21 protein-coding genes, 1 tRNA gene and 1 pseudogene are annotated in these 24,114 nt (G+C 58.4%); 6 read left to right on the top strand and 17 right to left on the bottom strand.

The genetic code is table 11. The features are described from left to right. The first annotated feature begins 138 nt into the window (after positions 1-138). Positions 139-999, top strand: coding sequence for a hypothetical protein (locus tag AC0L2H_RS14865; RefSeq protein ID WP_473590920.1), 861 nt, complete (start codon positions 139-141; stop codon positions 997-999). A 71-nt stretch (positions 1,000-1,070) separates the two neighbouring features. Here the strand turns inward: AC0L2H_RS14865 and AC0L2H_RS14860 are convergent, their stop codons facing one another. The 12 genes from AC0L2H_RS14860 to AC0L2H_RS14805 form a co-directional block, all read right to left on the bottom strand. Next, positions 1,071-2,147 (bottom strand): glycosyltransferase family protein, encoded by a 1,077-nt coding sequence (locus AC0L2H_RS14860; RefSeq protein ID WP_473590919.1) that lies wholly within the window; start codon positions 2,145-2,147, stop codon positions 1,071-1,073. A 138-nt stretch (positions 2,148-2,285) separates the two neighbouring features. Then, the gene (locus tag AC0L2H_RS14855) at positions 2,286-3,602 is read right to left on the bottom strand and encodes an O-antigen ligase family protein (RefSeq protein WP_473590918.1); all 1,317 of its coding nucleotides are present in this window, start codon (positions 3,600-3,602) and stop codon (positions 2,286-2,288) included. Between the two features lie 81 nt (positions 3,603-3,683). Continuing rightward, entirely contained in the window at positions 3,684-4,367 is a 684-nt protein-coding gene (locus AC0L2H_RS14850; protein ID WP_473590917.1) for a class I SAM-dependent methyltransferase, read from the bottom strand. A 105-nt stretch (positions 4,368-4,472) separates the two neighbouring features. After that, the gene (locus AC0L2H_RS14845) at positions 4,473-5,810 is read right to left on the bottom strand and encodes a flippase (RefSeq protein ID WP_473591057.1); all 1,338 of its coding nucleotides are present in this window, start codon (positions 5,808-5,810) and stop codon (positions 4,473-4,475) included. A gap of 138 nt (positions 5,811-5,948) precedes the next feature. Beyond that, complete coding sequence (locus tag AC0L2H_RS14840; protein ID WP_473590916.1) at positions 5,949-6,560, bottom strand: acyltransferase; 612 nt, start codon at positions 6,558-6,560, stop codon at positions 5,949-5,951. Further along, entirely contained in the window at positions 6,557-7,723 is a 1,167-nt protein-coding gene (locus AC0L2H_RS14835) for a glycosyltransferase family 4 protein (protein WP_473590915.1), read from the bottom strand. Before AC0L2H_RS14835 ends, AC0L2H_RS14840 begins: the two co-directional genes overlap by 4 nt. Position 7,724: 1 nt before the next feature. Further along, a complete protein-coding gene (locus AC0L2H_RS14830; protein WP_473590914.1) occupies positions 7,725-8,786 on the bottom strand; it encodes a hypothetical protein in 1,062 nt (353 codons plus the stop codon). 3 nt (positions 8,787-8,789) lie between these two features. Beyond that, entirely contained in the window at positions 8,790-9,578 is a 789-nt protein-coding gene (locus AC0L2H_RS14825) for a glycosyltransferase family 2 protein (protein WP_473590913.1), read from the bottom strand. 22 nt (positions 9,579-9,600) lie between these two features. After that, on the bottom strand, positions 9,601-10,695 hold the full coding sequence (gmd, locus tag AC0L2H_RS14820) for a GDP-mannose 4,6-dehydratase (protein ID WP_473590912.1): 1,095 nt from the start codon (positions 10,693-10,695) through the stop codon (positions 9,601-9,603). Between the two features lie 104 nt (positions 10,696-10,799). Then, complete coding sequence (locus AC0L2H_RS14815; protein ID WP_473590911.1) at positions 10,800-12,077, bottom strand: sugar transferase; 1,278 nt, start codon at positions 12,075-12,077, stop codon at positions 10,800-10,802. 166 nt (positions 12,078-12,243) lie between these two features. Continuing rightward, positions 12,244-12,786, bottom strand: coding sequence for a transcription termination/antitermination protein NusG (nusG, locus tag AC0L2H_RS14810; protein WP_473590910.1), 543 nt, complete (start codon positions 12,784-12,786; stop codon positions 12,244-12,246). 448 nt (positions 12,787-13,234) lie between these two features. Then, entirely contained in the window at positions 13,235-13,825 is a 591-nt protein-coding gene (locus tag AC0L2H_RS14805; RefSeq protein ID WP_473591056.1) for a biotin transporter BioY, read from the bottom strand. 117 nt (positions 13,826-13,942) lie between these two features. Here AC0L2H_RS14805 and AC0L2H_RS14800 point away from each other — a divergent pair, with 117 nt between their 5' ends. After that, a complete protein-coding gene (locus AC0L2H_RS14800; RefSeq protein ID WP_473590909.1) occupies positions 13,943-14,851 on the top strand; it encodes an MBL fold metallo-hydrolase in 909 nt (302 codons plus the stop codon). Between the two features lie 3 nt (positions 14,852-14,854). On the opposite strand, the gene AC0L2H_RS14795 is transcribed toward AC0L2H_RS14800, so the two are convergent. After that, a complete protein-coding gene (locus tag AC0L2H_RS14795; protein WP_473590908.1) occupies positions 14,855-15,634 on the bottom strand; it encodes a DUF1499 domain-containing protein in 780 nt (259 codons plus the stop codon). A 75-nt stretch (positions 15,635-15,709) separates the two neighbouring features. Continuing rightward, positions 15,710-17,338 carry a fatty-acid--CoA ligase gene (locus AC0L2H_RS14790; protein ID WP_473590907.1) on the bottom strand — a complete coding sequence of 543 codons (1,629 nt, stop codon included), beginning with the start codon at positions 17,336-17,338 and terminating at the stop codon, positions 15,710-15,712. 179 nt (positions 17,339-17,517) lie between these two features. Here AC0L2H_RS14790 and AC0L2H_RS14785 point away from each other — a divergent pair, with 179 nt between their 5' ends. Then, positions 17,518-17,874 carry a hypothetical protein gene (locus tag AC0L2H_RS14785; protein ID WP_473590906.1) on the top strand — a complete coding sequence of 119 codons (357 nt, stop codon included), beginning with the start codon at positions 17,518-17,520 and terminating at the stop codon, positions 17,872-17,874. Positions 17,875-18,029: 155 nt separating this feature from the next. Next, positions 18,030-18,419 (top strand): DUF427 domain-containing protein, encoded by a 390-nt coding sequence (locus AC0L2H_RS14780; protein WP_473590905.1) that lies wholly within the window; start codon positions 18,030-18,032, stop codon positions 18,417-18,419. 25 nt (positions 18,420-18,444) lie between these two features. On the opposite strand, the pseudogene AC0L2H_RS14775 reads toward AC0L2H_RS14780, so the two are convergent. From AC0L2H_RS14775 to ppdK, 3 genes and pseudogenes are all read right to left on the bottom strand, one after another. Further along, positions 18,445-19,191, bottom strand: a pseudogene (locus tag AC0L2H_RS14775) (polysaccharide deacetylase family protein). 74 nt (positions 19,192-19,265) lie between these two features. Then, positions 19,266-20,357, bottom strand: coding sequence for a glycosyltransferase family 9 protein (locus AC0L2H_RS14770; RefSeq protein ID WP_473590904.1), 1,092 nt, complete (start codon positions 20,355-20,357; stop codon positions 19,266-19,268). A gap of 163 nt (positions 20,358-20,520) precedes the next feature. Continuing rightward, a complete protein-coding gene (gene ppdK, locus AC0L2H_RS14765; protein ID WP_473590903.1) occupies positions 20,521-23,199 on the bottom strand; it encodes a pyruvate, phosphate dikinase in 2,679 nt (892 codons plus the stop codon). A gap of 209 nt (positions 23,200-23,408) precedes the next feature. Here ppdK and AC0L2H_RS14760 point away from each other — a divergent pair, with 209 nt between their 5' ends. Next, the gene (locus AC0L2H_RS14760) at positions 23,409-23,753 is read left to right on the top strand and encodes a VOC family protein (protein WP_473590902.1); all 345 of its coding nucleotides are present in this window, start codon (positions 23,409-23,411) and stop codon (positions 23,751-23,753) included. 144 nt (positions 23,754-23,897) lie between these two features. Next, a tRNA-Gln gene (locus AC0L2H_RS14755) sits at positions 23,898-23,972 on the top strand. The last annotated feature ends 142 nt before the right edge of the window (positions 23,973-24,114 follow it).

Raw genomic sequence — 24,114 nt, 5'->3', positions numbered from 1 at the left:
TTCCGGTGGATAATTTTTCCTGCGCAAACGCGATTAGCAGCAAACAGCGCTTCTCGATCACGTTTCGGTCAGCAAGTTGTTCGAAGCGTCGAGCTAAGCTACCGTTTCCCGAACCGTCAAGTTCAGGTCACGAGGATCATGCGAATATCAGTCGCGAAAAAATTCACTGGCCGGCAACACCGGATACCGGGAGTCATCTTTTTCAAGGCAGCATTCTGCATAGCATGCCTTCTACTTGGCTTGTGGCCGGCAGCGGCCCAGACGCGCGCACAGTTCAAGCTTTTCGAGGCTATACGATTCGAGGGCGGGCCTGATTTGCGCGCATATGGGTTCGAGCACCTGACGATCGCGGATCCCCATGTTCTGGGACTAGATGTTCCCGACGCTGGTCAAGTGCGGAAAGCGTTGTCATTGCCGAGGAGCAACAAACATCTCAATATCGATATCGAAAGCTGGGCGCTGGAAGGTAAGGATCAGGCCTCCTCTATCGCGAAATATCAGAAGACACTCGTCGCATTCAGAAAGGCAGACCCGAGCGTCAAGCTTGGACTCTACAGCGTGCTGCCACTCCGAGACTACTGGAGAGCAATCGGCCATCAAGGCTCCGCTGCACTGGACGACTGGAAGCAGCAAAACACAACCATCGCGTCCTCGCTCGTTCCTCACATCGATGCGCTCTACCCTTCCCTCTATACGTTTTACGGCGACAAGGACGCCTGGGTGGACTATGCGCGAGCCAATCTTCAGGAAGCACGAAGAATAGCACAAGGAAAGCCAGTCTACTGCTTCCTGTGGCCGCAGTTTCAGAAGACACTCGCCTTCCTGCCGGGCGACCTCTGGTATGCCCAACTGGACACCTGCAGGAGAATGGCTGACGGAATCGTCATATGGGGTACGATCGGCAGCAATTCGCCCTATCGTCCAGCGAGATGGGATGAGAAAGCAGAGTGGTGGCAGGCTACGCTGAAATTCCTTCGGGAACAGGGCAAGATTCGATAGCCTGAATTTGCTGCTACCTATGCCGAAAAGCGAGCTTGAGCTGTGGCTCCTACGAAGGGTGCACTGCTGCGCTATAACAATTCGAGAAACAGCTCGAATTGTCGCTTCTTGCTGTATTCTTCACGAATTGCCAGGTGCCCGGCCCGACCGATCCCATCCCAGCTTCCATCGTCCAGCCGCCGTTCGATTGTTTTCGATACATCCTCCGGCCGGTCATAAAGGGCCATGGTTTCCCCATCGCGCATCGGCGTGGGGTAGTTCCCTGTGTCGGAGACCAGCAAGGCGCCGGCGCCCATGGTTTCGAAACAGCGCATATTGCCCCGGTCCGGGCCGGCCATATCGATCGACGCATTGACAACGATCTTGGCTCTTCCGAGCGCCGTGTACATGGCGCGACCGAACACGGGAGGTGCGCTGAGCTTTCGGATAGCACGCGGACGGCGCACCGCATTGAGAGGACCGAACCAGCCGAGCGGCGTCTCGGCCAGTGGCGTGTAGCGGGACAGGTCCAGATGGAAGACAACGCGGCGGCGTTCGGAAAGACGCGCGACCGCTTCCAAAATCTGCCGGCGGCGCTGGTGGTGACGACTGTAGCCGCCGAAGAAGAGCACATCGATATCCCTGCCCCGATTCGCGGCCACGGCATCCAGTTCCGGATCGTGAGCAGGAAAGAAATGGGCGGTCCTGGCGCCCTGCTCTTCCCAAAGCCGTCGCATTGACGGGAAATTGCAAACGACCAGATCATAACCCGAGAAATCGATCCTGCCTGGCGCGGCACGCCAGGCGATCTTTCGTTTCACATGCCCCGGCAAGCGGCGCACAAACGCAGCGTCGTAACGAAACGGATCAAGGTTATAGAAAACGTCCGTCTTGTGGTGTTCGATCTGGGCGAGCAGAATATCGGCCAGTGGGGCATCTTCGCCCAACCCGTTCTCGCGTGCCCATGCCCGCTGCAGCGATTCGTCATCCCCGTTGGTAAAAAAGGCTTCCGGGCTGCCGGCGAGCACAGGCAAGAGGATATGCGCGGCCCCGTAGCGGTCGTTCAAAAATACCTGTTTCTGCGGCTCAAACCCACGAACACCAGCAACGAGACCAGCAAGTCTGACGCGATAGCTCGGCGATATCCCGGAATTCTGAAAAATCTGCATGGCCTGGTCTCTGCTGGAATGGCTTCTGGATTCTAGAGCGTCGGCATGATGCACCGACGAGCGATCGTCGGCGGCTTGTTGAATATCCACTATGGGTGATGGGTCTACTTCAAGGGCGACTAATTGCCGGTCCCCCCTCTAGTAGGCTCGACCGTCCTGGTAGGCCCGACTTTCCATATTCCGAGCTTTGTCAAGAAATCCCTGATATCCATACCAAAACGCTATCGTCAGGGCCGACGTAATCCAGAAGACCGAGTTCCCCCACAGGCTGCCGCTAGCCAAGCTGCCGATCGCCTCCTTGACGAACAGGACAGCAGTCAGCACTGCGGCGAGCGGGAACCTCCCGGACCGGATAATACCGATCGTCGATCTGAGCGCGAGAATGATGTGAGCGACGAGCGGCGCCGATCCAATCAGCCCCATCGCCATTAGGGATTCAAGATAGATGTTATGGGGATAGAAATGGAACCGCATCTCGACAACATAACGCCCAAACAAAGGATCCTCTAAGAACTGCCGCCAGGCCCCGCTAAACAGCATGCTACGCATCATCGTCGACTGATCGGAATTCACGTCAATCTGTGCTAGCCTTTTGGCGATGACATCGATCAGTTCCGATCCCGTACTCGCGAGAACCACTATGGCGAGCACGATCGCACCGAAAATAGCGATCACCCGCCTCGATCCCTTGAGCAACACTAGATAGGTCAGCAGGGCGCCGGCGCCGGCAATATATGCCCCACGGGATCGCGCCCACACAAGAACAACGAAAAGAATCGGGCAAAAAACAATTGTGTATATCGAAAGCTTTCTTGTCCTCTCCGTTAATAGAATGAAATATATCAGAAACGAAAGCGCCGTCTGCCCCATCGCTATCGGATTGATCTTATCCAGGGATAGGCGATCATTTCCAGATGTCGATAAAAGATCCCTGTTCAAATAAAGCCCTACCAGAAAAATTATGCAAAGGGCGTTCATCGCCATAATTAGATTTTCGTTTCTGATCGCCCTATCCATCGACGCAATAAAAAGGGAGGACCCCACACAGGTCACGACAAAAATACTAAACACCATTACAGGACCAGGGGAGAAAGTCACTGAAGAAATGATCATGTTTTCCACAAGTCTGCATATGTAAAAAACAAAAAAAATTTTTAGCGGCAGCAAATACGGCGTTGACGATCTAAATTTCTTCGGAAGAAGCAAAAATGAAAATAGCGTAATCGCGGCAATAGCCACTCTAAACATAATTGATCCAATGTTTCCTTCTGGATCAAACCTATTTACTATACCGGAGAAGGAATATGTCCCGCAGATCGCAAGAGCGAAGGCCATCGCAGGAGAAAACACGATATGACGATCAACATAACCTTTTAAATGCGCGAAACGACGATCAATCCCTCCGTGATTGAAATCGGTGGATGTGTCGTAGCGAAAATTGGCTCTGTGAGTCATGGACTAGCCGCACCTCGCGATAGCCATCGTATCAAAAGCTTTCAGGACACACACCATATTTTGTCCAATAATGGGCATGACTCACACCGTAAATTGTGCCACGCCATGGATACCCCTGGCTATGTTTCCTTTGGAAAAGTGGGGAATAAATTCGATGCTGAAGAGATCGGTCCAGAGCCGCAATATCTCCTGCTCGCCATGCCTATGGATGTCGTCGAGAAACACGGCGTAATCCTGCGCGAGACGCACTTGGAGGGCTGGAAGTGCCGGATAGCGCGCCAATTCAAATCCCGGCTTATAGGCGGGCGGACCATCGACGACCACGCAATCAACAGATAGTTTCTGCACACTCGTTTCGACGATCGTTTGATCGTACCAATGCAGGCCATCCTTACTCAAGGAACAGGGCCTCAACGGCGCATGAACGACAGAGGCGAATTCGGACAGATTGAATGCTGCGAGACGATTCTCGACGAAGGTCGCCCATTCCGCGTCACTCTCGAAGCTGACAATCCGGCCTCCAAGCCGTGACAGGATTTGGGCAATGTAGATGGTGGAAATACCGCTTCCAAACTCCACGATTGTCTTGCGGGAGTTGATTTCGATTTCGTTGAGCACGACTTGCAGGGCTGAGGGAAGCAGGGATGCGTCGGACCACGGCAAATATGGCAGACCGAGCCGGGATAATTCCACCGCGGCCCGCGTATCATTGGAAAGTTGCGCAAAGCGGTTCCACTTTGTCGCTATCCTGTTAAGCACCGTCATGCGTTCATAACTCCGCTTTGTATCCGCAATTGAAATGTCGCCACCAACGACGCTTGCCGCCACTACGCATCGAAGACCATGCGATCCCGCCGTTAGAACTGCCGTTCAGGCATAGGCGCCTCGTTTTACATAATTCAAGAACTCTCTGGGCGCGCGCCACGGCATGAAAATGGAGCGCGACATCATCAAGAAAATCGGCCTCGTACGGCGCGGAATGGCCAAGGCAAGATAAGAGGCCATGGCATATGATACGAGCGTGGCGAGCGCGGCGCCAATACTGCCATAGTGGGGAATGAGAAGTAAATTAAAGGCCACATTGGTAAGCGCACCGAGACCCTCGGTTAACATGAAGAACGTCGCGCCACCTCCGATGATCGTCCATCTGGTGAATGCGATTCGCATGAACAAGAAGGGCGCGGACAGAACATGAACCATCAACACCGGAACCGATGCATCGTATTCAACTCCGAAAAGGAGCCGGATAATCGGTCCACCAAGCAAGAACATCGTGGCAATCATGCCAAGCCCCGCAAGCCATAAAGCATCGAAAACGGTCTGAAGGCGTTTGCTAAATAAATCCTGATCGGTTTTCGCGAACTCGATCAGTTTGGGGAACACACTGGCAACCAATGCGGCCGGGGCGAAGTATGCCGCCTCGGAAAGGGTCGCCGCGACCGCATAGGTGCCAACCTCTGTCGGCCCCGCCAGCCAGCGAAGCATCATCATATCGATTTTCAGGTAGATGATCGCAAATATGGACCCAAGAAAAAGCATCCAGCTCTCGGAAAGCAGCACCCTTGCCAATGCCGGAGAGAACCGCCATGAGGACAAAGGCGGTCCCTTCTGTCGCTTGTAAAAGCGGAACGACAGCATGGCCGCGATCAATACCTGGACCACATTTGCAGCGGCGAACGCCATCACCGCGGCCCCGATCCATACAAGCCCGAGTTTTCCAAAGCCGACCAGCAAGGCGGATACGCTGGAGGAGATGGCGCTGTAGCGGGCCTGAACGCGCGAATGAAACCAGAGTCCGAGAAATCCTGAGAGCGAGGCCAAGGGTATGAAGGCCGCGGCCAAAAACAACATGGCACGCTCCGTCGAAGGCACATCGATGGACAGCGCATAGACGACCAGGCCCGCAGCCCCCAGCAAATGACCTGAGAACTTCAGGACGAAGACTGTTCCGAGTACGCGTGGCACATCGTCAGGGCGGTTGACGATTTCTCGAATGACCAGCCCGTCGAGCCCAAGTTGTCCAACAACCGCAAACAAAAGCGCCGTGGAGAACGTGTAGGACAGCAAACCAAACTCACTCGGCCCGAGATGGCGGGCCACTACGGCCACCACCAAAAGCGCGATCAGACTCGCTAATAGCCTATCCGAAATTAGCCAAAGTGAGTTTGAAATATACCTCCAGTACCTCCTAATCAGCTCCGAAATCACTCGGAACGAATTAGAGTTCTTTTTCACGGCGATTGCTCATTTATCGTAAATTCCTCTTAAATAATGTTTTAGCGAATCCGAATTAGAAAATGTACCCGAATCGGCATGGAGTAGAGGGTAGATCATACAGCAGGTCCTTCAATCTTCCTGTTGTCCCACCTGCTTTGAATTCACGGGACCGATCGACCTTGCTGGCACGCCTCCTGCCAACGTGTCTGGTTCAATGTTTTTTGTTACCACGCTACCAGCTGCTATTACACTCCGCGCGCCAATCCGCACCCCCTTCAAAACCGTAACGCCTTCGCCCAGCCAAACATCATCTTCAATAATTATCGGTGCAGTACCACATGGCTTTCTTTCGCGCCGATCCATAAAGTCAATCGGGTGAAAATCCGTGTCATATACATTACAATTTGCCCCGATAAGGACATGGTTTCCAATCGTAATCGATTCTGAACAGAATATTGCTGCCCCCGATATTCCGGTATTGTCGCCAATCGTCAGGATTGCTCCCTGGCCGGCCACCAACTGCGTCGGATGATTGATACCAGCACGATTATAACGTGAGTGATTGACGATTGTGACGTTCTCACCAATACGAATTCGACCACGCGCGCTCAACCCCAGCGGACCAAGCACCACAAAGCCTTTCGGGTAAGGAACCCCGCGAATGCGCAGTTGCACGCGAGCTCTCAAGGACCAGTAGGTTCCGCTTATGGCGTTGTATAGATATCCAATTCGTTTGATCATTTGTTTTCCAACAGCCTGTCATAAACCGCCATCGTTTTATCGATAGCTGTCTTGCTGCTGAAGTTCGCCTTGGCGAATTCGAGCGAAGCCTGTCCCTTCTCCCTTCGTCCATCATCGTTGCACAGGTCGTTGACGGCAGACACAAACGTGCCAGGCTCTTCCCAATCGAACACTGTCCCGGTGCGACCGTCCTTCACCAGTTCATTCAAGTGCGGAACATTGGCGACCACGCTCGGTTTTCCCAATGCGGCTCCCTCGAATACACTTCTCGCGCTGTGAGGCTCCGTGAAGGGAGCGATGATGGCGTCAGAGGCCAACATCAGGGAAAGCGGTGCCTCCACGAAGTCCAATGCGGTACATCGGGCGCTCTGTGTCACAGCCTTGTATGCAGCCAAAGCGTAGCCCGCCTTGGTGCTGGGGAAGCCAGCCACAACAAATCGAGCGGAAGGATGCAGATTTTGCACATTCGCTTCGATCAGCCTCACCAATTCAAGGATGCCGTTCGACGGAGCCACACGAGCCAGGAACAGGAACACTACCTCGTCAGCGGTCCAACCTTGCTCTCGTCTGTATTTCTTACCCAGTCTTGGATCGGCATGAAAGGTTTCCTCGTTGACGAAATTGTAGATGACTGTCGCATCAACATCCTTGCTTCCGAGCGTCTCCAAGCCAGCTTCGTCGATGCTAATAAAGGCATTCACGTGCCTCCTGTTAAGACTGGCCAGTGCCCGGCCCCACCTATTGGAGAGCAGCGGCTCGCGCACATGAGCGACCACAGGTAATTTTGGCGACGCCTTATGAGCCCCCGCGGCGGCGGCCACCAGACAGGTCGAATTCAGGTGTACGAGATCCGGTCGCACATCATTGACCAAACGCTTTGCGCACCTGGCGGTCAGGGGGTATGAAGCGATCGCATAGGCGCGATCCTTCAGTTTGTTGTTGGGGGCAACCGACGAACCATTGAACGGTCGGATATCTCTTTCTTCGAGGACCTCGGCGCCAGCTTCGCGAAACAAGGTCTTTACCGCGTCGTTGCCCTCCCGCCTGGGCATGGCAACTATTGGCTGGAACCGTTCGCGATCAAGGCCTTTGATGAGCAGAGACAGGCTACGTGGCGCTCCTCCCAACCCTATCGCGTGATGAAGATACAAAACTTTCTTCACGTCAAAGGGCCGCACGGATTTTCTGGATGAAATCGGACCGCCAGCCGCCGACGATTTCGTGCAGCCGCACCGCTTTGTCGGATCGTCCGTCCGTTGCCCTGTCGAGTCGACTGGCTGCGGCGGCTGCAATATTGGAGGCAGCGTCACGAGTATCGCCGTAAATCAGACAGAGTGGTGAAACCGCACCTTCCTGTGCGTATTTCTCAAGGTACGAGCCTTTACGGATGATTGGACGTACACCCAATTGCACGCTTCGGCCGAATATGCCGGAGGCTTGGTCGTAACCGGGCTCATAGCAGCACCAGGCGAAATCGCAGGTTTCGTAGAGACCCAGAAGCTCGTCGTCCGACACGAAGCGGTCGACCACCATTCCACCAGCGGAAATCAGCCGAGCGCAATCTCCGCCAGAGGCCAGATCGACGCGGCCGGCAGCCACCACAAAAACATCTTTCATGAGATCTGGGTGGCCGGAAAGGATGTCGACCAAGTATTCAAAGCCCTTCGACTTTCTGACGCTGCCCAGGAAGCACAAAACGGCGCGTCCGCCAGCCGCGGCCAGCACATCGCGTGAGAGTTGAGACGGTTCGATTGAGGTCGTGCGATCTTGCACGTCCCACATCTGAGGGTCGTGTACCCATCCGTGCGCCACTTGGGCAAACCGACGGTCAAATCCGAACGGCAAAATCGTAAAAAGCGACAGGCGAGGCAAATGCCGCAAGCATCGGAAAGCCCATCTCTTGAGGCTATAAACAAGCCTTCCCTTTTCGAAGCATTGGGACGGCCTGAGAAAAAGCCCGACCGTCCGCCGCCCCATCAGCGATCTTGTCAATGCGACTGCAATGAAACCAGCGTAGTCATCGTCTATGGTGGCAAACAGGAGTTGGCGGGCTCGAACAAGGTCAAGCCACAATCGAGGTCCAATGCGTCCCCCTATCGGCGCGAGGTCAAACAGGCCGGCAAAGAGACGCTGGTAAAATTGGCGATGACCATCGGGCGCAGACACGTGAACGCAATTGCGCTTCACGTGCGCGCCGGCCTTCGAGGCATGGGTTGCCGAAACCACTATTCAGCTTGCTCCATGCCGGCTTTGCTTCGCAGTGCTGGCACTGCCGACGCCGAAAAACTGCCCCAATTTCCGCGCAGGTTTCGCGACGAGCGCGTAATCTATCACTCCCGAATCCAACCAACGGCGGCGGGAACGCAGCGCTTCCAGATTGTGCCCTACTTGAGAACGGAAGCTCCGTGTGCTGGCGCCGCCAACCATCATGTCCACCAATGTGTGGTTGGTGGTGACGGATTCGAATCCGTGAAGTTCAATGGCCCTCAGCATCCAATCATAATCTGATGCGACTTTGAGATCGAGGTCGAACGGGCCGACCGTCTCCGCCACCTTCCGCCTGACGTAAAACGTTGGATGGGCTGGCATCCACCCAGTCCGAAAACCCTTGGCGGGCCTGGGAACAGCCCGCCAGCGCCTTACGACACGCTTGTTGAGATGGTTTTCAACAAAATCCAGATCGCCATGCACGATATCGGCCTGTTCCAGCCCTGCCGAAATTCGCCCCAGCACGGTGCGGTCGTGAAAACAGTCGTCAGAATTCAGCACGCCCACTGCGTCCCCGGTGTAGAGACGCAATCCTTTGTTCAAGGCGTCGTACATGCCGCTGTCGGGTTCGCTGATCAATTGGATCCGGTCCTGTGAATAGGATCGGACTATCGCCAGTGTTTCGTCCGACGATCCACCATCGACGACCACCAGTTCCTTGTCAGGATGATCCTGGGCAAGGAAGCTGTCGACCGTATGCCTGATTGTCGCGGCCGAGTTCCAGCAGACCGTTAAAACCGAGATTTTCATCTCAACTCGGTCCAACGCTGCCTTACCGTGCCGCAACGCGAACGCTATCCTCGTCCAGACGACGATGCTCGGATTCCCGTCTTACCGTCTCGAGGTCGGACTGGACCATTTCGCGCACCATCGCAGCCAGCGACGTTTTGGCTTTCCATCCGAGGATGCGCTCGGCTTTCGATGGATCGCCTATCAGAAGTTCAACTTCGGTGGGTCTAAAGTACCTTGGATCAACTTCGATCAGAACATCGCCGGATTTTGCGTCGACGCCTTTTTCGTCGACACCCGAACCAACCCATTGGATCTCGATCCCGACCTCGCCAAAGGCAAGCTCGACAAATCGGCGGACCGAGTTTTTCACCCCGGTGGCGAGCACATAGTCGTCGGGCACGTCCCGCTGAAGAATTCTCCACATGCCTTCGACATAATCGCGAGCATGCCCCCAATCGCGCTCGGCAGACAGGTTGCCGAGATAGAGTTTGTCCTGGAGACCCAGGCTGATCGCGGCAGCCGCGCGTGTGATCTTACGCGTCACAAAGGTCTCGCCCCGCATCGGACTTTCGTGGTTGAAAAGAATCCCGTTGGAGGCGTGGATGTCGTAGGCCTCGCGGTAGTTCACCGTGATCCAGTACGCATAAATCTTGGCCGCAGCGTAAGGCGATCGCGGATAAAAGGGCGTTGTTTCCTTCTGCGGAACCTCTTGCACCTTGCCATAGAGTTCGGATGTCGACGCCTGATAGAATCTTGTTTTCTTGGCCAAACCGAGCAGTCGAACCGCCTCCAGGAGACGCAGCGTCCCCAGAGCATCAGCGTTCCCGGTGTATTCAGCGGTCTCGAAACTCACTTGAACGTGTGACTGTGCAGCGAGATTGTAGATTTCGTCAGGCTGCACCTCCTGGACTATGCGGATGAGGTTCGTGGCGTCGGTCATGTCGCCATAGTGGAGCGACAGCCTGACGTTCTTCTCGTGCGGATCCTGATAGAGATTGTCGATACGGCCGGTGTTGAACGACGATGACCGCCGCTTGATGCCGTGGACATCATAGCCCTTTGCCAGAAGAAGTTCCGCCAGATAGGCGCCATCTTGACCAGTGATGCCGGTAATGAGCGCGGTTTTCTTAGTCATTGTTCTCTCCGGAATCGACAACGATATTCTCAACGCTGAGCAGTGTAACTTTAGACATCATTATTCCCGGCGACGTCTCGAAAATCGGCTCTCACAATTAACATTCAACGAGCACCAAACCCTGTCAGCATGGTCCGGATAGTCCTAAACACGATCAGCACGTCGAGCCAAGGTGAGAAGTTCTTGATATAGTAGAAGTCGTAGTGAAGTTTTTCCAAAACGTCGTCCACGGCCGCAACATGACCCTGGTTGACTTGTGCCCATCCGGTAATGCCGGGCCGGACGATGTGCCTGTATCGATAAAACGGCAGCTCCGCCTCATACCATTTCGACAGCACAAGCGCTTCCGGGCGCGGTCCGATCCAGCTCATTTCGCCGCGCAGGATGTTGAACGCTTGTGGGAGTTCGTCGATCCTGGATTTCCTCAGGAACTGTCCAAGGCGGGTGATACGCGCATCATCAGCCTTGGTGATGGCCTCTTCCTTTTCATCGCCAATAGCGACGCCAAGCTTCATTGTTCGAAACTTGTAGACCTCATACGTATTGCCACCGTATCCCATCCTTTCTTGCCTAAACAGCGCCGGGCCGCTTGAATCAAGCTTTATCGCAATTGCCACGAATAACAGCAGTGGTGAGAAGACAATCAGAACAAACAGAGCAGATATCCAGTCGATTGCCTGTTTTATTTTTAGATAGGCCTGATTTGGATTCAGAGATCCCAAGGTGTTTTCGGACAGATGCTCGATCTCTACCCGGCCTGTGAGTGATTCGCTGATTTGCTTGACGTGGTAAACCGGCGTTCCCGAAAGCGCACGGTCGGCGATGTATCGCTCCCACTGATCCGAAAGATCGGCACGAAGATCGGCCACCACACCGCTTGCGTGCTCGACGATTGTGTCTGGTGAATGAAGCCGGCGCCAGCTGACGCCCGGTATGCTCTCCAGCCTGTCGACGTCGCCCCCAGGGATTATCGCCAATAGGTATGGATCGAGCCGTCGCGTAACCAGGCTCAAGCCAAAATACCACAATGTCGATTGGATGAAGCTTGCGGCAGCCTGGAACCGGCTATAGTCGAACCTGAAAAAAAAGATGGTGACGAATACAAGGCCGTAAGCCAGGGCAAAGGTGGGCAGGATGTAGCCAGTCGCCGCCACGCCTGGAAAATTACCAATGCGCTTGTAAAGCAGGTACCCCATCGTATGTGCGATGAATGCCGCGACAATTGTAACCTGCATATTCGATTGAAAGATCACCTGCTGATCGAACGACATGCGCACCAGCGCGGGAAGCAGGATAGCGAATGTCAAACCGCCAAGCAGCTGAAACCGCATCCGGAGCAGAAGATGCCTTTGGTTGGGCAGGTTGATGGTGGAGGTATTCAAATTCGTGAGGCCACTAACCAATTAACAGATCATCAGCGATGGGTAACCATAGCTCTGTGTCGTCGTGCCTGTCGCCACAACAATGGCTACCGCACTCCCGGGTGAAAACCCGAGAGCCGACTTTGCCACAGCTTACACCGCATGACCGAGCGCCAACGCTCCTCGGTTATGCGATTGCGACGAGATCCCTGGCGTCGAGGTCGACGGGGACTTCGCCGTTCATGAAGGCAACAAGAACCCGAGCTCTCCCGGCGGGATCGAGCCGATCGAGCCGCCCGATCATCTCGGCAAAAGGCCCGGAAAGTATCTGGACCGAGGCGCCCGCGGCGAGGCCGCCGCGAAAATCCAGCAGGCCGTCCTCGCCGGTCAGCGCAATGAACCGTTCCACCAACCCCGAGGGGACCGGCAACGGCCGGTCGCCCTGCATGACCAACGAGCGCACGCCCAACGTTCCGTTGATCGAGCGCCAACGCTGCAGCGCCACATCGAAGGCGACGAACATATAACCCGGGAAATATGCCGCCGACCGCGTTTCGAGGCGCCGGGCATGACGTGTGGTCTTCTCGTGGCGAGGCACAAATGGATGAAAGCCCTGCCTCTGGAGATGCCATTCGGCAACGCTCTCCTTTCCCGGAAATACACTGGCCGCGTACCAGCGGGTTGCCGGACTGACAGTTGGCCGTTGCGACAGAATATTCGCCTTGTCCATTGTTTTTTCCGAACTAATCACGCGACTCGCTTTCGGCGGGTTTCGGCATGGTCGGCGTGAAGGGTTACGACAGCGTGAGGTTACCAGCAAGCAACTTTGTCGCGAGAATCAAGATGGCCGGTCGAAAAAATTCCCGCGAATTGCGCATAGACTTTAGCCGTGCCTAAGAAGTCATCGGGCCGCTTTCTATATTAGCTGCAGGAAGAATAATGTTGAGCGATGCGCCGATGTGTAGCTGTCTGGTTACCTTGGCCACGACGAATCGCTGGTCGTCCTCTCCTTAAGTCGCTGACTTGAAGATAGTGTGACGGCGTCGCCGGCCCGTCGTTGCGAAGCGACGCCCGTCAGTTCGGGAGCCCGCTATCGATCGATCGCCAACCTGCTATCGGAGAAAGCCCGGGCCATCTCTGGTCCGGTGCTTCATCATCCGATCCGGTTGCCCCAGAGATCAGGAGCGCTTCAGAAGCGACCAGACGGCCGGCACAAGGCTTGCCGCCAAGGCAACCTTGATCAGGTCGCCAATGATGAAGGGCACAACGCCGAACTGCCATGACTTTTCCGCACCGATCAGCAGCGCCAGCCAGGCAAAGCCCATCGCCATCATGACGATCTCGGCAACCAGCATGGCATTGAAGAGCTTGATCGGATGACGATCCCAGCCGCGATCGGCAGCCCAGCCGACGATCGCCGCCATGACCACGAAGCCGGCAAGATAACCGCCGGTGGACCCCAGCATGTAGGCCATGCCGATCCCTTTTTCCGGCGAGCTCTGGAAGACCGGGAAGCCCATGGCGCCCTCGGCCATGTAGAGAAGCAGCGTGGCGACGCCGAGGCGCATGCCGAACGCAGCGGCGATCAGAAAGACGGCCAAGGTCTGCATCGAGATGTCGACCGGGCCGAGCAAAACTTTCGTCTTGGCCGCGAGCGTCAACACCAGCGTTCCGGCGATCGCCAGCAAAAGCTGCGTCGCAAGGCGGGTTGCGCCCTTTTCAGGCAGAGCCAGAGAAACAAGCGGGCGCATCGTCGTTGCAATTGCCATGGTCTTCCCCATCTTCGGATTGCCGCCGAGCGCGGCCATGCGTTTTCCTATATTGGCTTCCGTGTTATGCGGCAATCGGTTTTGCCTTCTCCCCAATAAAAGGTCGCGACACTCGGCATGGCGCTGGAATTCGACACACGCTTCGACCCGTCCTACGGCCGGGGCGTGACCATTGCGCCCGACGTGCTTCGCATCACCGCCCCCAACCCCAGCCCATTCACCTTCCACGGCACGAACAGCTATGTCGTCGGGCGCAGGACGCTGGCGGTCATCGATCCGGGGCCGGATGACGACGCGCATCTCAAGACACTGCTCGAGGTGATCGCGGACAGGCCGGTCAGCCACATTTTCGTCAGTCATACGCATCGCGACCATTCTCCGCTGGCAGCGCGGCTCAAGCAGCATACCGGCGCGATCGTGCTCGCCGAAGGCGTGCATCGCCCGGCGAGGCCATTGCGCACAGGCGAGGTCAATCCGCTCGATGCCAGCGCCGACATCGCCTTCGCTCCCGATATCGTCCTGCCCGACGATGCGGTGATCGACGGCGACGGCTGGGCGATCAGAACCGTGCTGACGCCGGGCCACACCGCCAATCATGCCGCCTTCGCGCTGGAGGGTACCGGCGTCCTGTTCTCGGCCGATCACGTCATGGCGTGGTCGACCTCCATCGTTGCGCCGCCGGATGGCGCCATGGCCGACTACATGATGTCGCTCGACCGGCTGATCGAGCGCGGCGATCGCCTGCTGCTGCCCGGCCATGGCGGGCCGGTGACCGCGCCGCGCAATTTCATGCGCGGATTGAAGACCCACCGCAAGATGCGTGAGCGTGCGATCCTGGAGCGGATCAAGGGCGGCGACCGCACGATCAGGGACATGGTCAAGGCGATCTATCGCAACACCGATCCGCGTCTCCATGGCGCCGCCGGACTGTCCGTGCTTGCCCATCTGGAAGATCTGGTGGCGCGCGGTCTGGTACGCACCGATGGCGACCCAGCCATCGACGGCATTTTTGTGCCTGCGGCGTAGACATTATTCGGCTGGCGCTACGCCCACCTGGCCGGCGACCTCCTGATCGAGCTCAGCCAGGAAATCGATAATGCGGGCGGCATTGTCGCCAAGGTCGTAGCGGCCGTAGCGGGAGGCCGAGCGCATGTCGACGATGACCGCATCGCCATCGTCCGCGACACGGATGGCGACATCGGCGGGAAGGCTGAGGACAAAGCTCTTGGCCAGGGCGTCGATGGTGACTTCACTTTGCGCGCTCGCGTCGGGGAACGGCACTGCCAGCCGCCAATCCCGCCGGCCAAGCACGGTTTCGACCGCTTGGAGGACGCTATCGAAGGGCAGATCGTAGCTGCGCCCGGTGACCCGCGGATAGGTCTCGGCTTGCAAGCGCTGCTCGCCCGGGGTCGGCGGCGAAAGCATATTCATGTCACCCGTCCGGGCGGCGGCGAGCGCCGGCGGATCGTCAAGATCGGTCGAGATGTCGTTCAGCGGCGGATAGGTCGCCGCCTGGTAGGCGACGACACCATAAGGAGCGAGCACCAGAAGCGCCAGCAAGGCGCCGACGGTGAGGTCGCGACCGCCGCGGTCGCCGAAATTCCACAGTCTCGAAAAGGCAAATCCGGCGAACAGGAGCGCGAAGGCGGCAAGCAGCGCGACAATGGCTAGCACCCAAAGGAAAACCGGCGTTTCAACGAGATCATACCGATGGCCGACGAGAACGCTCAGAAGCAGGACCACCGCAAAGGCGCCCGTTCGCCGCGACCAGCCGGCAGCCTTCGACGTCTGTCGCTCGGCAATTTCCATCGTTTTCTGCACTGCCCCTACCCGAACGGACATTTAGAGCCTTTGGTGGCGGCTTGAAGGCGGAAAGCCTTCCCGTCAATCCGTTGGCAGGCGATAATCCCTGAATTGCTCACGCAGGCTGGTCTTCTGGATCTTGCCGGCGGCGGTGTGGGGGATTTCCCCGACAAAGGCGACGTCATCCGGCATCCACCACTTGGCCACCTTGCCGTTCATGAAAGCAAGGATATCGATCTTGGTAGGTTCCCTGCCCGGCTTGCGGACGACGACAAGCAGGGGCCGCTCACCCCATTTCGAATGAGGAATGCCGATGGCGGCGGCCTCGGCGACATCGGGATGACCGACAGCGAGATTCTCGAGATCGATGGTCGAAATCCACTCGCCGCCCGACTTGATGACGTCCTTGGCCCGATCGGTGATCTGCATGTAGCCACATGGATCGATATGGGCGACGTCGCCGGTATCGAACCAGCCTTCCGCGTCGAACTGTTCGGAACCGACGCTGCCATAATAGGCGCCGGCGACAGCCGGGCCGCGCACCTTCAACCGCCCGAAGGTCTTGCCGTCCCAGGGCAGCGCGTTGTTTTCGTCATCCGTCACCTTCATCTCGACGCCGAAGGGCGGATAGCCCTGTTTGCTCTGGACATCGAGCCGGGCGTCGCCCTCGAGCCCGGCATAGTCCGGCTTCACGGTGCACAGCGTGCCGAGCGGCGACATTTCGGTCATGCCCCAGGCATGGATGACCTGGACATCGTAGATGTCCTGGAATTTTGTCATGAGCGCGCGCGGACAGGATGAGCCGCCGATGACGACCCGCTTCAGATGCGGAAGTGTCTTGCCGGTCTCCTCCAGATGCTGGAGCAGCATCATCCACACGGTCGGCACCGCGGCGCTGAAGGTCACCTTCTCGGTGTCGAGCAATTCATAGATCGAGGCGCCGTCCATCTTGCAGCCAGGCATGACCAGCTTGGCGCCGACCATCGGCGCGCTCTGGGCAAGGCCCCAGGCATTGGCGTGAAACATCGGCACGACAGGTAGAATAACATCCCGCGCGGATATGCCCATCGCGTCGGGCATGGCGGCGATCATGGCGTGCAGCACGTTCGAACGATGGCTGTAGAGGACGCCTTTCGGCTCGCCCGTCGTGCCCGAGGTGTAGCACATGCCGGCGGCGGTGTTTTCGTCGAACGTCTTCCAGGCGAAGGCGCCGTCGGCTTCGCCGAGCCATTCCTCGTAGGCAACGACGTCCGGCAGCGCCGTTTGCGGCATATGTGCCTTGTCGGTCAGCACGACCACCTTTTTCAGCGATTTGACTGCGCCGGCGATCTTTTCGAGCAGCGGCATGAATGTCAGATCGACGAAGACCGCCTTGTCTTCCGCATTGTTCATGATCCAGACGATCTGCTCGGGAAAGAGGCGCGGATTGAGCGTGTGATAGACCGCGCCTACGCCCATGATGCCGTACCAGGCTTCGATATGGCGCGCCGTGTTCCAGGCCAACGTGGCGATGCGGTCGCCAAGCCCGAAGCCGTCGCGCTCGAGCCGTTCGGCGACCGCCAGGGCGCGGCGACGAATGTCGGCGTAGGTCGTCCGGACCATCGGGCCTTCGATCGAGCGTGACACGATCTCGCGGTTGCCGTGCTGCATGGCTGCGTTGTCGATAAGTTTATGGCAGAGCAGCGGCCATTCCTGCATCAGTCCGAGCATTCTTTCCTCCCACTGGTTTTTGTTCCATTGTGAGACGAACCTGTGGATTGTCCAGCCATGCCGGCGTGGAAGCGGTGCATTGCTCGAAAACACAGGGAAAACCGCCACAATCCGGCCATCGTCGCCGTTAATCTTGATTAACGGGGTGGGGGCGCGATTGGCGAATGAAAGAGGTTCGCATGGACGCGCAGGTTGACGACGATACGCTCGAAACTACGCTTGCCGAAAGCTTGGCCGATATGGTGCCGGACACCAAAACCGTTTCCGAAGACGAATTCGCCGAAGTCGTCGGCGGCGCCCTTGAGGCAGTTGGCGGCACTTTGCTGTTCAAGATGTGCGTCCAGAACGAAGGCGAAGGCGAACACGTCGCCGCGGCATGCGTGGGTGACGGCGGCAACCGCCAGTTCCTGCTTCTCACCTTGCCGACCGCCGGTGGCGCGCTCAAGGTCGAGACGGTGTCGCGGAGCACCAATCCGGTGGCCGGCATCGCCGCCGCCTATGCCGGGCTGATGGATGCATTTCAGGCTGCCGCCTGATCGTTGCGGGTAAGATGAGTTTGACGAGCCACCAGGCCAGAACCTGAGCGGCGCCGGCTGTATGTCACTTGTTGAACGGTGCCCTTGCGAAACGCACTCGTCCGACACACCTATTCCGGACGGCGCTCTATGCCGGTCACGGAGAACCCCCGCCAATGGACCAGATCGCAAACCCCTCACCAGGCTTTCAACGCAATCCCGGCAAGGTCATCACCGTCGAGCCCTACCGCGGCACCGTCACGGTGCGCAGCGGCGAAACTGTCATCGCCTCGTCAACCGATGCAAAGCTCCTGACCGAGTCCCCCTACCCCCCAGTCCTCTACATTCCGTTCGAAGACATCGATTTCGGCCAGCTTCGCAAGACGGAATTCTCGACGCATTGCCCTTACAAGGGCGATGCGAGCTATTGGAGCGTGCTGCCTGCCGCCGAGGCGGGCAAGGATGCGATGTGGGCCTATGAGCAGCCTTTCGACGAGATGGTCGAAATCCGCGATCATGGCGCATTCTATGCCAACAAGGTGACGATCGAAGCCGCGCCGGACTGAGCAGCGGATACTCAGAACTTCGCGGTCAGTCGGTGGTGCCGTTGTTGCCGATGCCGTCGGCTTCATCGAGCCGCACGAAGGTGAAACCCTTGGCCTTCAGCGCCAGCAGACCTTGCACCACGCCCTCGCCGGCGGCGTGGGTCGGCTGGTTGATATGCGAGATGATGACATCGCCGTCCTTGGCCGCGGCGATACGGTGTGCGGTTTCCTTCGCTCCCAGCAATGAACCGCCGTCGCCGTTTATCGAGAAGCCGGCGACCTTGAAGCCAAGCTTGCGTATCATGGCGATGGCCGAGGGGCTGTATTCGGCGGTTGCGCCGCGAAACCATTTCGGCGCCGGCTCGCCGGTCCCGGCGAGGGCGGCGGCGCCCGACTCGACCTCGGCCAGGACCGCGGCCGGGCTGCCGGCGGCGCGGATGCCGTAGATTTTGCGCGGTGTGTCGACTGCCGGGACGTGGCGGCCGCCATGGTTTTCCAACTCGAACAGATCAGGATGCGCCCGCATGATCTCGACGGCGGCGGCGTTGTGCTTCAGCTAGATGCCGGTGACGAAGATGGTGGCCGGTATCTTGTTCTCCACGAGCGCCGAAAGGATCCTTGTGTCGGTCCGCCCGCCACAGGCGTCGAGCGTAAGGGCGACACGACCGTTGCCGCCAGCCTCCGGCTTGATATGCAGCGTCGGTTCGACGAGTGGCGCGGCAAAGGCCGCGGATGCAGCCCACATCGAGGTCGAGATCACGATCGCGCAAAAATGCTTTTGGAACAGACGCATAGTTTGGTTTTCCAGCCGGTGCCATCAAGGCGCGGCAGTTTTGATCGCCCCGCCCATCTTTTGCAAGTGCGGCATCAGTGTAGGTGCTCGACGTCCCTAACCGTGCGTGCAAGGACTTCCCGCATCGCGGCGACAACTGGCTTGACCTCCAGGCGCCAGACACAACAAGCCTTGCTCGGATCCGGCCATTGACACAGTCTGTTGGCCACGCACGGGCATGGAAAGGGGGGCTGGAGGGCAATGCCTGGGACGCCGACTGGTCCCCATCTGGCTGGATCAGTGAGGCCATAAAGTCCGACGACCGGAGTTCCGACGGCGGCCGCCATATGCATCGGACCGCTCTCGTTGCCAAGGAAAAGCCGTGCCTGTTTCAGGACGGCGAGCAATGTTTCAAGCGGCGTCGTGCCGACCAGATTGACTACAGGTGAAGCGGTCTTGGCGACAATGCGTTCGGCGGGCAGCCGTTCATCCGGACCGCCGACAAGCACGAAGTCCAGCCCGGTCTCCCGCGAAATCTCGTCAATGGCCATGGCAAAGCGTTCCGGCTGCCATTGCCGCCCCTCGAAACTCGCACCCGCATGCACAGCGATGAAGGCGTTGCGCCGAAGATGGTGCCTGTCGAGCAGCGCCAGCGCTTTGGCCGTCTCCAACGGCAGCGGTTGAATGGACGGGACCCGCACCCGCAGATCGACGCCAAGCGCCTCGAGCGGCGAAAGATAGCGGTAAAGGAAGTGCCGTTCGCCAAAGCCGAACGGTTTTGCCAGGACGTTGGCAGGCTGCGACTCATGCCAGCGCAAGGGCCTTTCGGGAGGGTCGTAGCCCACCCGGGTCCTGGCTTTGACCAACCGCGTGATGATCCGCGATGTTTTGGAGTCGGTCAGGTCGATCGACAGGTCAAAGCCAAACCGGCGCAGCGTCCGCACCATCGTGTAAAGTTCGTGTCCGCGCTCAAACGGCGTGCCGCGCATGCGGGCACGGCTGAACGTCACGACGTCGGAGGCGATGTCGTGAGCAGTCAGAAAGTGTTTGAAGCGAGCTTCACAGAGAAACACGATCCTGGCCTCGGGATATTCGAGCCGCAGGTTTTTGGCGAGCGCGGAGGCAAGGACTATATCGCCGATGAACTTCGTCTGGATGATCAGGATCGAGCGGAAAATCTGAGGCATCTGTTTCTGCAGCCGGGAGCGGTTTGGGGGCCGCAAATTGGGCAGAAACGGTGTCGAGATTCGGAGCTGAAACGCGCAACTTCGCGTGAACTCAATTACAAAATTTTAATCTTGGACCGGGGACCGCCAGGACCAATCGAGATCATCGATTGGTCCCAGAATGTCACCCATGATTGATCTTGGCGACTTGCACCGCCGCCTGGGCGGCAGCCAGCCTGGCGATCGGCACGCGGTAAGGCGAGCAGGACACGTAGTCCAAGCCAACCTTTTCGCAGAAATGGATCGACGAGGGATCACCGCCATGTTCGCCGCAAATGCCGAGCTTGATGGCCGGCCTTGTCGCCCTGCCCTTCTCCGCCGCCATCCGCACCAGTTCGCCGACGCCATCGATGTCGAGCGATACGAACGGATCCTGTTCGATGATGCCCTTCTGGCGGTAGGTTTCCAGGAACGACGCCGCATCGTCGCGCGAGATGCCGAAGGTGGTCTGGGTCAGATCGTTGGTGCCGAAAGAGAAGAATTCAGCCGTCTCCGCAATGACGTGGGCGCGGATCGCAGCGCGGGGGAGTTCAATCATGGTTCCAGTCAGATAGTCGATCTTGACGCCGGTCTCTTGCATGACGCTCGCGGCAACCGCATCGATCCGCGCCTTGACGTAGTCGAGTTCCTTCACCAGGCCGACCAGCGGCACCATGATCTCGGGAACCACCAGCGCTCCAGCCTTCCTGCCAGCTTCCACGGCCGCCTCGAAAATGGCGCGCGCCTGCATCTCGGCGATTTCGGGATAGGAAACGGCGAGACGGCAGCCGCGATGGCCGAGCATCGGGTTGAATTCGTGCAGCGCCTCGGTGCGCTGCCTGAGCTTGTCCGGCGAGACCTTCATGGCGGCGGCGACCTCGGCCACCTCTTCCTCGGTCTTGGGCAGGAATTCGTGCAGGGGCGGATCGAGCAGGCGGATCGTCACCGGCAGGCCGGCCATGATCTCGAACAGTTCGAGGAAATCCGAACGCTGCATGGGCAAAAGCTTGGCAAGGGCCGTGCGCCGGTCCTTTTCCGTGTCGGCCAGGATCATCTCGCGCATGGCAACGATACGGGCGCCGTCGAAGAACATGTGCTCGGTGCGGCAAAGCCCGATGCCCTCGGCGCCAAAGGAACGCGCCATGCGCGCGTCGAGCGGCGTTTCGGCATTGGCGCGCACCTTCATGCGGCGCGCCGCATCGGCCCATTCCATGATGGTGGCGAAATCGCCGGAAAGTTCCGGCTGCAGCATCGGCACGGCGCCTTTCAGCACCTGGCCGTTGGCGCCATCGATGGTGATGATGTCGCCCTTGCGGAAAGTCGATCCCATCGCCATCAGCGTGCCGGCCCGGTAATCGACGCGCAGCGAGCCGGCGCCCGACACGCAAGGCTTGCCCATGCCGCGCGCCACCACCGCGGCGTGGCTGGTCATGCCGCCGCGCGTGGTCAGGATGCCTTCCGCCGCATGCATGCCGTGAATGTCTTCGGGGCTGGTCTCGATGCGCACCAGGATCGCCTTGCGGCCTTGCGCCTTGGCTTCCTCGGCATCGTTGGAGGAGAACACGATCTCGCCAGTGGCGGCACCCGGAGAGGCCGGCAGGCCGACGCCGATTACGTCGCGCGCGGCCTTCGGATCGATGGTCGGATGCAGCAACTGGTCGAGCGAGGCGGGATCGATGCGGGCGACGGCCTCTTCCTTCGAAATGAGCTTGTCGCGCGCCATCTCGACGGCGATCTTGAGCGCTGCCTTGGCGGTGCGCTTGCCGGACCTCGTCTGCAGCATCCACAATTTGCCGCGCTCGATGGTGAATTCGAGATCCTGCATGTCGCGGTAGTGCTTCTCCAGGCTGTCGGAGATGGTGACGAAAGACTGGAAGGCGTCCGGCATCAGCTTCTGCAGCGATGGCTTGTCGGAGCCGGCGGCAATGCGCGCCGCTTCGGTGATGTTCTGCGGCGTGCGGATGCCGGCGACGACGTCCTCGCCCTGCGCATTCACCAGGAACTCGCCATAGAGCATCTTTTCGCCGGTCGAGGGATTGCGGGTGAAGGCGACGCCGGTGGCCGAGGTGTCGCCCATATTGCCGAACACCATGGCCTGGACGTTGACCGCCGTGCCCCAGCTTTCGGGAATATCGTGCAGGCGCCGATAGGTTATGGCGCGGTTGTTCATCCAGCTCGAAAACACGGCTGATATCGCGCCCCACAGCTGCTCGTGCGGATCCTGCGGGAACGGCTTGCCGAGTTCCTCCTCGACCTTGGCCTTGTAGAGCGCGATCACGCCTTGCCATTCGATGGCCGTCAGTTCGGTGTCGAGCTCATGGCCGAGCCCGCCCTTCTGGTCTTCGAGGATTTCCTCGAAGACCTCATGGTCGAGACCCATCACGACATCGGAATACATCTGGATGAAACGGCGGTAGCTGTCATAGGCAAAGCGTGCATCGCCCGAATCGGCGGCCAGCGCCTCGACGGTCTCGTCGTTGAGGCCGAGATTGAGCACGGTGTCCATCATGCCGGGCATCGAGGCGCGGGCGCCCGAGCGCACCGACACCAGCAGCAATTTCGAGGGATCGCCGAAGCGGCGCCCGGTCAGCCGGCCAATATGGTCGAGGGCGACGGCGACATCCGCTTCCAGGGACGGCGGATAGCAGCGCGCGTTGGCGTAATAGGCGTTGCAGACTTCGGTGGTGATGGTGAAGCCCGGCGGCACCGGCAGCCCCAGGCTGCACATTTCGGCCAGATTGGCGCCCTTGCCGCCCAGGAGGTTCCTGTCGCCGGCACGGCCTTCCGCGGCGCCATCGCCAAAGGTGTAGACCCATTTGGTCATGCTTGCTCTCCACTCGCAGGAGATTGAAAAGATTGACGAAGCCGAAGTTTCGCCGTGCCCGGTTCGAGCGATATGATGCTGCACTGCGAAAGGCAAGGCGTCGGCAAAGCCGGCCGCCCTCTACAATCGATTAAGAAAAAGCGAGGGCGAAAAGACTTGCAATTTGGTCACCCTCGCTGTAGAACAAACAGCGAACAAAGAGCAGAATCATGAGACTGACCGGAAAACTCGATTACCTGGAAATGCCGGCGACCGGTGGAACGCTGGACAGGGTGAAGGCTTTCTACAGCGCCGCCTTTTCATGGTCGTTCACCGATTACGGACCGACCTATTCGGCCTTTGCCGAAGGGCTCGACGGCGGCTTTCAGGCCGATGCCGCGGAGGCGCCGGCCAAGCCGCTGCCGGTGCTTTATTCCGAGGATCTGGAAGGAACTCTTGACGCAGTCGAAAATGCCGGCGGCACGATCGTGAAGCCGGTCTTTTCTTTCCCCGGCGGCAGGCGGTTCCATTTCGTCGATCCGGCCGGCAATGAAATGGCGGTCTGGGGTGAATAGACGCCATCGCCCGACAGCATGGGATCATATGCGAACCCCTGTCTGCGGAACCGGTGGATCAGTTCCGCGCAGTCGCCATCTCGGCATTGAGCTTTCGCCCGGCTCGTCCTATAAGGCCGCGCTCAGCCGGCGCGTTCAGGCTGTTGGGGCGTAGCCAAGTGGTAAGGCATCGGTTTTTGGTACCGACATTCCCAGGTTCGAATCCTGGCGCCCCAGCCACTGCTTTTTGTTCTACAAAATCATATACTTAGCGGCTTGGCCGAAACGGCATGTGTTACAGCTTTGTGGATGATCCACATGGAAGGATTTGGGTGCCCCTCTTCCCTAGTCTTGGTTCGGTAGGCGGCAGAACCTGGCGATA

It is taken from the genome of Mesorhizobium sp. WSM4871, from assembly GCF_055811295.1.
The sequence above is the reverse complement of the archived record's forward strand: the minus strand, read 5'-3'. Positions and strand labels throughout refer to the sequence as shown.